Annotated in this window: 13 protein-coding genes and 2 tRNA genes; 6 read left to right on the top strand and 9 right to left on the bottom strand. The window is 70.1% G+C overall.

The window, feature by feature from the left end:
- Positions 1–299 precede the first annotated feature (299 nt).
- From D474_RS0109040 to galU, 7 genes are all read right to left on the bottom strand, one after another.
- Positions 300–373 (bottom strand) — tRNA-Ala (locus D474_RS0109040).
- A gap of 57 nt (positions 374–430) precedes the next feature.
- The gene (gene sepX, locus D474_RS0109035) at positions 431–1,051 is read right to left on the bottom strand and encodes a divisome protein SepX/GlpR (RefSeq protein WP_017613262.1); all 621 of its coding nucleotides are present in this window, start codon (positions 1,049–1,051) and stop codon (positions 431–433) included.
- Between the two features lie 397 nt (positions 1,052–1,448).
- Positions 1,449–2,138, bottom strand: coding sequence for a GNAT family N-acetyltransferase (locus D474_RS0109030; RefSeq protein WP_017613261.1), 690 nt, complete (start codon positions 2,136–2,138; stop codon positions 1,449–1,451).
- Positions 2,139–2,380: 242 nt separating this feature from the next.
- Complete coding sequence (locus tag D474_RS0109025) at positions 2,381–2,893, bottom strand: MogA/MoaB family molybdenum cofactor biosynthesis protein (protein WP_017613260.1); 513 nt, start codon at positions 2,891–2,893, stop codon at positions 2,381–2,383.
- On the bottom strand, positions 2,886–3,395 hold the full coding sequence (gene moaC / locus D474_RS0109020; protein ID WP_026118314.1) for a cyclic pyranopterin monophosphate synthase MoaC: 510 nt from the start codon (positions 3,393–3,395) through the stop codon (positions 2,886–2,888). The genes D474_RS0109025 and moaC overlap by 8 nt, the downstream gene beginning before the upstream one ends.
- Before the next feature lie 131 nt (positions 3,396–3,526).
- The gene (gene glp / locus D474_RS0109015; RefSeq protein WP_017613258.1) at positions 3,527–4,747 is read right to left on the bottom strand and encodes a molybdotransferase-like divisome protein Glp; all 1,221 of its coding nucleotides are present in this window, start codon (positions 4,745–4,747) and stop codon (positions 3,527–3,529) included.
- A gap of 97 nt (positions 4,748–4,844) precedes the next feature.
- Positions 4,845–5,792 carry a UTP--glucose-1-phosphate uridylyltransferase GalU gene (gene galU / locus D474_RS0109010; RefSeq protein ID WP_017613257.1) on the bottom strand — a complete coding sequence of 316 codons (948 nt, stop codon included), beginning with the start codon at positions 5,790–5,792 and terminating at the stop codon, positions 4,845–4,847.
- 185 nt (positions 5,793–5,977) lie between these two features.
- On the opposite strand from galU, the gene D474_RS0109005 reads away from it, so the two are divergent.
- The 4 genes from D474_RS0109005 (at position 5,978) to mscL (ending at position 8,618) form a co-directional block, all read left to right on the top strand.
- Entirely contained in the window at positions 5,978–6,613 is a 636-nt protein-coding gene (locus tag D474_RS0109005; protein ID WP_017613256.1) for a 5-formyltetrahydrofolate cyclo-ligase, read from the top strand.
- Positions 6,614–6,779: 166 nt separating this feature from the next.
- On the top strand, positions 6,780–7,136 hold the full coding sequence (locus D474_RS28085) for an FmdB family zinc ribbon protein (RefSeq protein ID WP_017613255.1): 357 nt from the start codon (positions 6,780–6,782) through the stop codon (positions 7,134–7,136).
- Positions 7,137–7,330: 194 nt separating this feature from the next.
- Positions 7,331–7,981 (top strand): Flp pilus assembly protein CpaB, encoded by a 651-nt coding sequence (gene cpaB, locus D474_RS0108990; RefSeq protein WP_026118311.1) that lies wholly within the window; start codon positions 7,331–7,333, stop codon positions 7,979–7,981.
- A gap of 166 nt (positions 7,982–8,147) precedes the next feature.
- Positions 8,148–8,618 carry a large conductance mechanosensitive channel protein MscL gene (mscL, locus tag D474_RS0108985; RefSeq protein ID WP_017613253.1) on the top strand — a complete coding sequence of 157 codons (471 nt, stop codon included), beginning with the start codon at positions 8,148–8,150 and terminating at the stop codon, positions 8,616–8,618.
- A 74-nt stretch (positions 8,619–8,692) separates the two neighbouring features.
- On the opposite strand, the gene D474_RS0108980 is transcribed toward mscL, so the two are convergent.
- Positions 8,693–9,796, bottom strand: coding sequence for a D-alanyl-D-alanine carboxypeptidase family protein (locus tag D474_RS0108980; protein WP_040703202.1), 1,104 nt, complete (start codon positions 9,794–9,796; stop codon positions 8,693–8,695).
- A 421-nt stretch (positions 9,797–10,217) separates the two neighbouring features.
- Between D474_RS0108980 and D474_RS0108975 the strand changes: the two genes are divergently transcribed.
- Positions 10,218–10,293 (top strand) — tRNA-Arg (locus D474_RS0108975).
- 76 nt (positions 10,294–10,369) lie between these two features.
- Here D474_RS0108975 and D474_RS33255 read toward each other — a convergent pair.
- Entirely contained in the window at positions 10,370–10,780 is a 411-nt protein-coding gene (locus tag D474_RS33255) for a tyrosine-type recombinase/integrase (RefSeq protein ID WP_017613251.1), read from the bottom strand.
- Between the two features lie 474 nt (positions 10,781–11,254).
- On the opposite strand from D474_RS33255, the gene D474_RS30935 reads away from it, so the two are divergent.
- A protein-coding gene (locus D474_RS30935) for an IS5 family transposase (RefSeq protein WP_204367109.1) occupies positions 11,255–12,132 on the top strand; the annotation gives its coding sequence in 2 pieces (ribosomal slippage) (positions 11,255–11,620 and positions 11,623–12,132; 876 coding nt in all).
- The last annotated feature ends 115 nt before the right edge of the window (positions 12,133–12,247 follow it).

Here is a 12,247-nt window from a genome sequence, read left to right as displayed (position 1 = left end):
GACGCTTCGCCGGTGAGACTCGGGGCTCCGGTCCGGAGGACCTCCCGTCGCAGGGAACAACGTCCCCTCCTGGCCACCCCGCCGTGCACGCACGGCACCGAGGCCCGCTCCGCCCCGGGGCGGGCCTCGGTCATGGAGAGAGCCCCGGACGCCCGCGGAGGCCGCACGTGGACGAGCGGCGCCCCGGTAGACCCCGGAGGGGCGAGCAGAAGCCCCTGCGCAGGGATGGCCACGGAAAGACCCCTGGCGCACGACGAAGGGCCTGCCACCCATGGGTGGCAGGCCCTTGCGTTCTTCGGTGGAGCTGAGGGGATTTGAACCCCTGACCCTCTCGATGCGAACGAGATGCGCTACCGAACTGCGCCACAGCCCCGAAGACGTCTCCAAGACTAGCAGCCTTGCGGCGGTGCTCCGAACGCGTTCTTCCGGATCAGTCGCCGGCAGCCCTCAGACGGGCGTCCGCGTACTGGTCGTAGACCTGGCTGCGGCGCTCCCGGAACGCGATCACCTCGGCCTCGCGCTCGGCGTCGCGCCGACGCTCCTCGGCCTCACGCTCCGCCCTGAGCGCCGCGCGTCGGCGGGCCCGGCGGACGGCCTCCCTGCGTTCCGCATCGGCCTTTGCAGCCTCCCTCAGGAGCGCCAGGTGCCCCGCCAGCAACAGAACCGGCGGGGGGAGCACCCACCAGGGGCCCAGACCGAACGAGACCGCCGCGATCGTGCCGATGTTGAGCAGTGCGAGCCCGCTCGTGCGGCGGCGGCGGCGAGCGATGACACGGGCCCGGGGCTCACGCGGAACCGCCGGCTCCTCGGGCTCCCCCTCCTCGACGTCGGGCTCGGGGATCCCGTGGTCGCTCCGGCGGATGACCTGGGTCTCGGTGGCGTCCGGGTGCTCATCGGGGAGCTCCTCGTCGAGGTCCTCCTCGATCTCCTCGTCCTCACGCCGGGTGTCCTCGGCAGCGGCCTCGGCGATCGAGTCCTTGCGCAGGAGCATGGGCACGAGAACGATGAGCCACACGACCACGATGGCCAGGTACAGAGGAGAGCTGCTCATCACCCCTCCTCACGATGACGGCCGCTGGACGTTGCTCGACACCTCGTCGACACCGCGCGGCGTGGTTGTGGCCTTCCCCGGAGTACAGACGTCTCCGGTGGGGTCATCGTTCCTGGCCCCTGGACCGGGTGTGAATCTCCCGCCATATCCACGCGTTGCCCGCATCGTCAATGCGTCTATGTTCCGCACGGTACGACCCCGTGTCCATAAATGCGCCACATTCTGACCGGAGTGTCGCAAGATTGTGGACCCCTGGTTTCGGACACCTCGGAGACCCCAGCGAAAGCGCAGGCCACGGAGTCACCCCAGAGCGTAGCTCTAATTCAACACAAAGTAATGAACCAATGTTGACAAAGACAGGTTTAGAGTCCGGATTGGTGGACAGTACTCGCCGACTTCACCCTGATCCGTGATGGGGGTGGGCACGATCACGCGGATCTTCCCTGCTGTTCGGGTCTTGCGACCCCAAAGCGGAACCAGGGGACGAATCGTCCTTCCACCGGCGCAGCACCCCGCGGGGCACCTCCTCGGCCGTCAACGCGTAACAGATGTGGTCACGCCAGGCGCCGTCGATGTGCAACTGGCGTCGGCGCACCCCCTCGTCGCGGAACCCGAGCTTGGTCATGACCCGTCTGCTCGCGCGGTTCTCGGGGCGCACGTTGGCCTCGATGCGGTGGAGTCCGACACCGAAGAAGGAGTGGTCCACGGCGAGGGCCACGGCCGCGGGTGTGATGGAACGGCCTGCGTAGGCCCGGTCGATCCAGTACCCGACCTGCGCGGATCTGGAGGAGCCCCACACGATGGAGCCGACTGTGAGCTGACCTGCGAAGACGCCTTCGTAAGTGATCGCCCACGGCATGGACAGGCCCTGACGCGCCTCCCGCCGGATCGACTGGAGCATGGCCACGTACTGGGTGAGCCCGTCGGTGCGCAACGGCATGTCGGGGTAGGTCGGTTCCCACGGGCGCAGCCATGCCTCGTTGCGCGCTCGGGTGTCTCGGAGCAGGGCGGCGTCCCGCAGGCGCAGAGGGCGCAGTACGACGAGCCCGTCCTGCAGCGTGACGGGCCACCCTTGTCTGCGAATCACAGCCGCCCCTTCCGAACCTTCCGACACCACCGGACACGGACGACACGGCACTCGCGGACGCGCACCGCCGGTGGCGCCTTCCAGTATTCCACCCCGAAGACGCCCCGTGGCGGGCGTCACGAAGGTGGATCGCGAATCGGACGATTCTTAACCCCTGTACCTACGAACCGGAAAGGAAACCGCGGTCGAAGAATGGTCGACGCACCTCACCCGGGACCTGTGATTCCGGTCATGGGCCGCCGTCACTCGGGCCGGGGGTGGTCCCCGCCGCCGAGCTGGTCGATCGCGTGACCCAGGACCGGCGTGAGCACGTCCATGCCATCGGCGACGCCCCCGCGGGAACCCGGCAGGTTGACCACGAGCATGCGGTGACCGTCACGTTCGGCCACGCCCGCCAGCCCGCGCGAGAGGATCGCCGTGGGCACGCCCTTCTCACGCCCGGCGGCACGCAGGGCCTCGGCGATCCCGGGGATCTCGAAGGACAGCAGTTCGCGTGTGGCCTCGGGCGTGTGGTCGCCCGGGGTGAGACCGGTACCGCCGGTGGTCAGCGCGGCCGCGCAGCGTTCCTCCAGGGCCCGCTCGAGCGCCTCGGCGACAGGTTCACCGTCCGGGACGACCCACGGGCCCACCGCCTCGAAGCCCAGCGCGGTCAGGCGTTCGGTGATGACGGGGCCCGACCGGTCGGGGTAGACGCCGGCCGCGGCCCGGTTGGAGGCCGTGACGACGGCGACCCGGTGTCGGGGCTGCTCAGTCACCGCGCCTCCAGTCGCCCTTCTTTCCGCCGGTCTTCTCCTCCACGCGCACGCGCGTGACCTCGGCCTCGGGGTCGATCGCCTTGACCATGTCGACCAGGCCGAGCGCGGCGGTCATGACACAGGTCAGGGCCTCCATCTCGACACCCGTGCGGTCGGCGGTACGGACGGTGGCGCTGATGTCCACGCCGCCGTCGACCACCGTGAGGTCCACGTCGGCGCCATGGACGGCGATCGGGTGGCACAGCGGAACGAGGTCCGGGGTGCGCTTGGCCCCCTGGATCCCGGCGATGCGCGCCACGGCGAGGGCGTCGCCCTTGGGCACCCCGCCCTCCCGCAGAGCGGCCACGGTCTCCGCGGACAGCAGGACACGGCCCGTGGCGGTCGCGGTGCGCGCGCTGACACCCTTGGCGGACACATCGACCATGTGTGCTGCGCCGGAGGCGTCCAGATGGGTGAAACCGGAGGGGTGGCCGGACTCGTCCGGCCCTGGGGTGTGGCTCATCGTCGACACGTCCTGCGTTCGTGCTGGGGGCCGCGGCCGGTCGGCCGCGGGGCGGGATCCGAGACCCCGCCGGTCCGTTCAACCCGACCGTAAGGCACCGCGCGCCCGCCCCGGGCCGTCCTGCACCCTGATCAGGTGCCGGGGAGGAGGCGCACCTCTGCGTCGGTGCCGGGCGGGAGCTCAGTGGTGTCCTCGGGCACCACCACGAGAGCGTTCGACCCGGCCAGGACGGAGAGCTGGTGCGAACCCTGGCGGCGCACCGGGGTGACGGTGCGGCGACCGTCCGCGTCGGGGCTGCTCAGCTCCGCGCGCAGGTACGAGCGGCGTCCGGGCGGGGAGGTGACGGGGTCGGTCAGCCGTGCTCGGCGCTCAGGCAGCGGTTCCGGGGCCATGCCGCGGAGCTTGAGCAGGACCGGGCGCACGAACACCTGGAACGAGACGAACGCGCTCACCGGGTTCCCCGGCAGGGTGAGGATCGGCGTCTTGTCCGGGCCGATCGTGCCGAACCCCTGGGGTTTGCCCGGCTGCACCGCGACCTGTGTGAACTGCACACCCTCCCGGGACAGGACCTCCTTGACCACGTCGTGGGCGCCCATGCTCACCCCGCCGGTGGTGACCACGACGTCGGCCCGCAGCAGGAGGCCTTCCAGGGTCTCCATGACGGTCCTGGGGTCGTCGCCCACGAATCCGTGGCGGTACACCTCGCAGCCGGCATCGCGGGCGGCCGCGGCGATCATGAAGCTGTTGGACTCCCAGATCTGCCCGGGGCCCAGAGGCCGGCCGGGCTCGACCAGCTCCTCACCGGTCGAGAGCACCACGACGCGGGGCCTGGGGCGGGCCGGGACCGAACGGCGTCCCACGGCCGCCAGCACACCCATCTCTCCCGCGCCGATCCGGGAACCCGGTTCGAGCACGACCGTGCCCTCGGCGACGTCGTCCCCGGCACGACGCACCGCGTTGCCGGGGCGGGCGGGTCGGTCGATGGTCACCCGCACGGTGTCACCGTCGGTCCACTCCACCGGGACGACCGCGTCGGCCCCGTCGGGCATCGGCGCACCGGTCATGATCCGGGCACACATACCGGGCCGGACCGCGACCGGGGTGGGGTCACCCGCGGGGATGTCGGCGACCACCGCGAGCCGGACGGGGACCTCCGGCGAGGCCGCGGCGACGTCCTCCGCGCGCACCGCGTACCCGTCCATGGCGGAGTTGTCGAAGCCGGGCAGGGAGACCGGCGAGGCGACAGGCTCGGCCAGGACGGTGCCGTGGGCGTTGTTCAGGTCGATCTCGGTCGGCTGCTGTGCGGCGACGAGCCCGAGGCAGTCTTCGATGTGCTGTTCGACGCTCTTCACAGGGGCTCCTCCGGACGTGGGCAAGGGCGTGCAGGCCGAGCTTCTCACCTCCCACAGGAGATGGCACGTGCCCCGTCCCCGCCAGTGGACGTCGTCCTCAGAGACCGGCGTCGCCCCGATAGCGCTCCTGCACGAATTCGTGCAGCCACGGCAGGAGCTCGTCGCGCAGGTCGGGCCGACGGCAGGCGAACTCCACGACGGTCCGGATGTAGTCACCCTTGTCGCCGGTGTCGTAACGGCGCCCCCGGAACAGCACCCCGTAGACCGGCCCACCCAGGTCGCGGCCGCTGCCCGCCAGTTCCAGGAGAGCGTCGGTCAGCTGGATCTCGCCGCCGCGCCCCGGCGGGGTACGGCGCAGAACCGGGAACACCGCGGGGTCGCACACGTAGCGGCCGATGATCGCCCACCGGCTGGGCGCCTGGTCGGGCGAGGGCTTCTCGACCAGGTCGGTGACGGTGACGACGTCGTCCTCGTCAGTGGGCTCGATACCGGCGCACCCGTACCGTGACACCTGCTCGGGGTCGACCTCCATGAGCGCGACGACACTGCCCCCGCGCTGTTGGCGGACCTCGATCATGCGGCGCAGGAGTTCGGCGTCGTCGATGATGTCGTCGCCGAGCAACACGGCGAAGGGGTTGTCGCCGACGTGCGCCTCGGCGCAGAGCACCGCGTGGCCCAGGCCGCGGGGCTGGCCCTGGCGGACGTAGTGCACCTGGGCCAGGCCGTCGGGTTCCCGCACGGCCTTGAGGCGCTCGTGCTCCCCCTTGGCCTCGAGTGTCTCCTCGAGCTCGTGGGCCCGGTCGAAGTGGTCCTCGATGGAGCGCTTGTTGCGTCCGGTGATCATGAGGACGTCGTCGAGGCGCGCGGCGACGGCCTCCTCCACGACGTACTGGATCGCGGGCTTGTCCACGATCGGCAGCATCTCCTTGGGCGTGGCCTTGGTGGCCGGGAGGAAGCGCGTGCCGAGGCCGGCCGCGGGCACGACGGCCTTGGTGACAGGGGTCGAAGCGGGGTTGAGCCGTGTGTGCTCGGTGTCGGCGTTCATGTCGGCACTTTAGGACAGTCGCGGGAGCACCCGGGGCTCCCACACGGCCGCCCCCGCCAAGAAGTACGCACCGTTTCGGGGCCCGGACCCGTGCACGCCACCGGCTGTTCATCCGCCCGTTCCCCCTGCTGTGCCGGTGATACGCTCCCGGCGGAACCAGGGCGGAACCGACACCGGAGGCAACCGTGGGCGAGCTCGACCGGACCGGCAAACGAGGCCTGCGCGCGGGGTTCCTGGACCGGCGACGTGCGTCGACGGCCCCCGAACGCGAGCGCACCGGGCGGGCCCTGCGCGACACCCTGTGGGAGCAGCCGTGGATGTCGACCGCCGGGACCGTGGCCTGTTACTGGTCGGTGGGCGAGGAGCCCGACACCCGCCGCCTGGTGACCGCGTTGTGGAAGCGCGGGGTGTACGTGCTGCTCCCGGTGTTCCTGCCCGGTGGGGAGCTCGACTGGGCCGTCTACGAGGGCCCGGACTCCTTGGAGGAGGCGCGTTACGGGCTCCAGGAACCGACCGGGCACCGTCACGGCGTCGAGGCCCTCGCCCGGGTCGACCTCGTCGTGTGCCCGGCTCTGGCGGTGGACCGCCGGGGGGTCCGGCTCGGCAGGGGCGCCGGATGCTACGACCGCGCGCTGTCCCACAAGGGTCCGCACACCCCCGTCGTGGTTCCGCTGCACCGGGGTGAGCTGGTGGAGGAGCTCCCGTCGGAGGAGCACGACCTCCCGGTGGACGCCGTGGTCACCCCCGACGGGCTGCGGGTGTTCGATCCGGGGTCGCCGGTGTGGCCGGTGCCGCCGGTCCCGGGAGAGGCGCGGGATTAACCCCCTGGTGCCCCGGCGTTGTGGGTGGCGTCCGTGCGCGGGGCCGATGCTCCGCGCCGCGCCCGTGTCTGCCGCGTTCCGGTGAGGTGCTGTCACCGCCTCCGTCGGCGAACGCGTACTATTTGGCAGTCAACGGGCGAGAGTGCCAGCAAGGAGGACCCGAACCGTGCCTACGTACCAGTACGCGTGCACCGAGTGCGACGCCCAGATGGAGGTCGTGCAGAAGTTCAGCGACGATTCCCTCACCGTCTGCCCCGAGTGCGAGGGACGCCTGCGCAAGGTGTACTCAGCGGTGGGCATCGTCTTCAAGGGCTCGGGCTTCTACAAGACCGACAGCGGCTCCTCCAGCAACAGCTCGGTACTCTCGGGCTCCGGCAAGGAGAACGGCAAGGACTCCGGCTCCTCGGAGAGCTCCTCTTCCTCCTCCGACTCCTCGGCCTCGTCCTCCTCGGGCTCGGACTCCTCCGGCTCGAGCAGCAGCGACTCCGGTTCCAAGAGCACGAGCAGCACCAGCAGCTCCTGAGTCCGCCCGCCGTTGACCGCCGCGTTCCGGATGCGCCGCCGCCCCTCGGCCGGCGGCGCATCGTCATACCCTGACCGGCCACATCGGCCTCTGGCCGCCGAGCGCTCCGTGCTCCTCTGCCGCGGACACCGTCCGCACACATCCGGCCTGTGGACAACCCTCCGCGGTGCCCCCGGCCGGTCTACCGTCGGAGCATGGCCGAAGCATTACCCCCGTACCGGCACCGCCGCGCTGTGCACCGGTTCCTCGACCGCCACCGGCGCCCCCTGACCGCTCTGCTCGCGGCCTGCGCGCTGCTGAGCGCGGTCCTGGTCCTGCGTCCCCCGCCCGAACCCGGGCGTGAGGTGCTCGTTGCCGCGCGCGACCTGGACGCCTCCTCCCCGCTCGGCGAGGCCGACCTCGCCCCGCGGCGCGTGCCCGAATCCGTCCTGCCCGAGGGGGCGATGGCCACCCACACCGACACGTCCGGGCGCAGACTCAGCGGCCCCGTGCGCGAGGGCGAGGTCCTCACCGACGCCCGCCTGGCCGACCCTCCGGCGCGCCCCTACGGGCCGGGGCTGGTCGCCGCACCCGTGCGGGTGGCCGATGCCGGTTCGGTCTCCCTGATCACCCCTGGCGACCGGGTCGACGTCCTGGCGGCATCGGGCAGCGACGATCCGACCGTTGCGCATTCCGGGCCGGCCGTGGAGGTGGTCTCCGACCGCCCGGTCCTGGCGGTGCCGGACGACGACTCGCGCGGCGGCGAGGGCGGTGCCCTGCTGGTCGTGGCGGCCGACCCGGAGGAGGCACGGTCTCTGGCCGGGGCCGCGGCCGACTCGCGACTCTCTGTGTCGATCCGGAACTGAGCCGCACGACATATTGGTACTCGGTGTCACATTCAGCGTTTGACCGCCCACTCCGAGGTGCGGAAAGCTGTCCCGGCGCCCCTGGCCGCCCCCGGCGACACCCACCCCCGGTGGCCGCCCAGGGGGCCGTTCGACGCAGGCAAGCACGATCACTTAGGGCTGTTCCATGGAAGGCTTCAAGAAGTTCCTGCTCCAGGGGAACCTGGTGCAGTTGGCGGTCGCGGTCGTGATCGGGGCGGTCTTCTCCAACCTGATCACCGCGTTCACCGAAGGTTTCATCACTCCGCTGCTCGGCATCTTCGGTGGGGTGCCCGAGTTCGGGGAGCTGTACTTCGAGATCAACGACAGCCGGTTCATGTACGGCCAGTTCGTCGACGCGGTGATCTCGTTCCTGCTCACCGCGGCGATCCTGTACTTCTTCGTCGTCCTTCCCATCAGCAAGCTGCTGGAGAAGATCGTCAAGGCGGAGGAGGCCACCACACGCGAGTGCCCCTACTGCTACAGCGAGATCGACAAGAAGGCCAGCCGGTGCGCGAACTGCACCAGCGAAGTCACCCCCGAGATCCTCCCGGAATCGCCCGAGGAGCCGGACGAGAAGAGCGCCGCGAAGGAGACCTCGGAGCTCCCTCCCTCCTGAACCCCGGGACACAGGACGAGGGCGCCGCCACCGGCTGTCGGTGGCGGCGCCCTCGTGCTGTCATCGCGGGCCGATCACGGCTCGTACTCCCAGTGCCAGGGTTCGAACGGGTTGCTCTTGGCCCAGTCCGGATGGATCCAGTCGTAACGGGCGCCGTTCTCCTCCATCCAGTTCCACCGCTCTGAGCGGAAGTTCTCGATGCCGCACCCGAGGTCGATGGCCTGCCCCAGACCGTGGTTACTGGTACCCGGGGTGGCGGCGAACCCGGGCGGCTGCTCGGCGTAGACGCGGTGCTGGTTCGGCAGATCGCGGTAGGCGCTGGTGATACACATGTTCTCGCCGAACTCCTCGACGTACTCCATGTTGAGCTCGAGGAAGGCCTCCGCCGCGTCGGCCCTGAGGTAATGGTCCTCGTCGTAGAGCTGGCACAGTGCATCATCGGGGAGCAGACCGTTGGGGAAGTCGTCGCTCCCGCTGGCCGCGGAGCCGTCACAGTCGGCGGCCGCCTGGAAGGTACCCGGGTCGAGACCGCGGTCCTCCAGCTCCGAGGTGAGGCGTTCGGTGCTCTCCTCCGACTGGTCGCGCAGCTCCTCGACCTCCGCGGCCAGCTCGGCCTGCTCCAGCTGGGTGTCGGTCTGCATCTGCTGCGCGTCGACCGCCAGCGAAGCCTGCTCCTCGCGCAGGTCGGTGGCGTCCTGGATGAGGGCCTGGTTGTCCTCGGACAGCTTGGCCGCGTAGGACTGCACCCGGAGGTCGTCGTCGAGCGACCCGTCGACCAGGATCTGGAGCATGCCGCCGTCGGGCTGGCGGTACAGGGTGTTGGCCAGGCGGGCGAGCGGTTCACGCATCTCACCAAGTTCGACCTCGGTCTGCTGCAGCTCGTGGAGCGTGCCGACGAGCTCCTCCTGCGCGCCCTCGAGCTCGCCCTGGCGCTCCACGTGCCGGTCCGTGGCCTCTTCGAGCTCGGTGGCGGCCTGTTCGGCCTGCTCGCGCAGCTCCTCCAGGTCGTCGGCATAGGCGGTGGCCGGCATCGGGGCGACCATCAGAGCGGTGGTGAGGACCAGCACGAGCGCCTGCGCCATGCGCCCCCGGAAACCGTGCGGCGCCGTGAGGACCGGCGTCTCCCCGCTACCCGGAACGCGGGACCTGCGCCGCGCCTGCTCAGATTCGAACGGCACGAATGATCCTCCGGCTGATTTTCCTCGAACACGTACCCGCGGCCGCAAGGCAACGTACTACTCCATGTCCGCTTGCGGACACACAGGACCGATCCGCCCGACATGGGCATCGGGGCGGGCCACCTGCGACCGGGTACGACCCGGACGGTCGGACCTCGACATCATCCCTGGTCACGGTTGACCGATCGGCCGCCGTGGCCCGGTCTCCACAGTGACCGGGGCTCAGATGGGGCCATAATGCGACACGCTCGGTGAACAACATCACACTGCCACCAGGACAACCAATCGTAGGTCAGCGTACTGCGCGCTGCACGCAGAGTGCCCCCAGGGTGCCCCCTCCCGAACGGCACGACACCCCGAGCACGCCCATCCTGAGTTAGGCTTGGCCTCGTGACGGGGTAACGCATACCTTCCCCACACTGGCTCCGTAGCTCAGGGGATAGAGCACCGCTCTCCTAAAGCGGGTGCCGCAGGTTCGAATCCTGCCGGAGCCGCCACTCTGACCTGGGGTTTTTCCATTTTGGGGAACCCCGGTCAGACCGTCTAGTCTCAGTTCTAGTCTCATTTCGCGGATCAGCTCCACAGTGCTTCCCCCATGCGGTCGACTGCACCCCGGGTCAGGGCGTCGCTGGCGTGGATGTAGCGGGCCGTCTGCGACATCTGGGAGTGCCCCAGAATCTGCTGGACGGTCTTGGGGTCGATGCCCAACTGCGCCAGGAGCGTTCCGGCCGTGTGGCGCCCGTCGTGCACACGCACGTCGCGCACGCCAGCGGCACGGAGCACGTTCTTCCAGTCGGCCCAATCGGCGCGTTTGCCCAACGGCCCCCCGTCGGGGCGGCAGAAGACCAGATCCCACCTGTCGTCCCACCCCGACCCGGCTCTCGTTTTCTCCCGTTGTTGGCTGTGCCAGTGGTGGCGGAGCTCGTGCACGACCGGCTTCGGCAGAGGCAGCACGAACTGTTCGGACTCGACCTCGTCCTCCACGCCCTTGCGCGGGGCGAAGTAGTAGTCGCCTCCGACGCGCTGCGGGCATTCTCGCGCGTGGCCCCGGCAGTCGCGCGGGCAAGGCCGTCTGACTTCTGGGCACTGATGCGACTTGGTCTTGCACCCGGTCTTGCACCAGCTCTGGTGGTGACCAGAGCAGCTCGCGGGGCAGGGGCGTAGGTGGCGGCCCTGTGTGCAGGATTCAGCGTCGGCACAGCCGTGCCGGAAGGGGCGGTGTTTGAGCTGCCAGCCGGTCTGCATCTCATAGCGGAGCGCTCCGCGGCAGGAGTTGCACCCCGTCGTCTCGCCCGCAAAAAGCTCGGCCACCGGATGGTACATACGGCAGTTGTCACAGATGCCTTTGATCAGGGACCATCGGAGCCCCAAAGCTTCGGCCTGGCGCACTCCCAGGGCTAGGCACTGTTTTTTGGAAGTGGGAGCGGAGCAGGGTCTGCCCTGGCAGGGTGAGTAAACGTGCCCGGACGTCATGAACTCACCGATGCCGAGTGGGCCCTGCTCGCCCCGCTCCTGCCTGCGGATGCCCCCAAGGGCAAGAAGTGGGCCGACCACCGCAAAGTCATCAACGCGATCCTGTTCCGCGCCCGCACCGGGATCGGCTGGCGGGACCTGCCCGAGCGCTACGGCCCCTGGGAGACCGCGGCCGGGCGCCACCGCCGCTGGTGCCTGGACGGCACCTGGCAACGGATCGCCGACCGGCTGCGCATCGACGCCAACAGCGGCGAAGAGCTCATCGCGAGTATCGACTCCACCTCCGTGCGGGCCCATCAGCACGCCGCCGGGGCCGCGAAAAAGGGGACACTGCCCGGGACGAATCGGACGGCCGCGAAGCGCTCGGACGCTCCAGGGGCGGACTGACCACCAAGATCCACCTGCTCGCCGATCAGCACAGGCCTCCCCTGGTACTGGCCACGACCCCGGGCCAGCGCGGGGACAGCCCCATGTTCGAGCCCTTGATGGGGGCTCTGCGGCTGGCACGCGGCACCGGAAGGCCGCGCACCCGCCCCGACCGGCTCCTGGGTGACAAGGCCTACTCCAGCCGCGCCAATCGGGAGCACTTGAGGCGCCGCAAGATCAAAGCGACCATCGACCAACCCCGCGACCAGCGCGAGCACCGCCAACGTCAAGGGTCGGCGGGCGGCAGGCCCCCGGCCTTCGACCGGGTGGCCTACCGCGACCGCAACACCGTGGAGCGGGCGATCAATCTGCTCAAGCAGAACCGGGCGGTCGCGACCCGCTATGACAAGCGGGCCGCGATCTACGACGGGACCGTGCAGGTGGCCTCGATCCGGATCTGGCTCCGCGACCTGACCCGTTCAAAAAACACCGCCTAGGGGCCCTCACATCTTCTGCCGAAGGACTCCATGGCGATGCCCTGCCTCGGCCGATCGGTAGGCAGGGCGCCGGATCCACGAGCAACGGGGGCGGTGTCCTCGTCGCACACCGCCC

The organism is Nocardiopsis salina YIM 90010 (genome assembly GCF_000341025.1).
In the GTDB taxonomy this organism is placed as follows: domain Bacteria; phylum Actinomycetota; class Actinomycetes; order Streptosporangiales; family Streptosporangiaceae; genus Nocardiopsis; species Nocardiopsis salina.
This window is presented reverse-complemented; position numbering and strand designations above follow the sequence as displayed.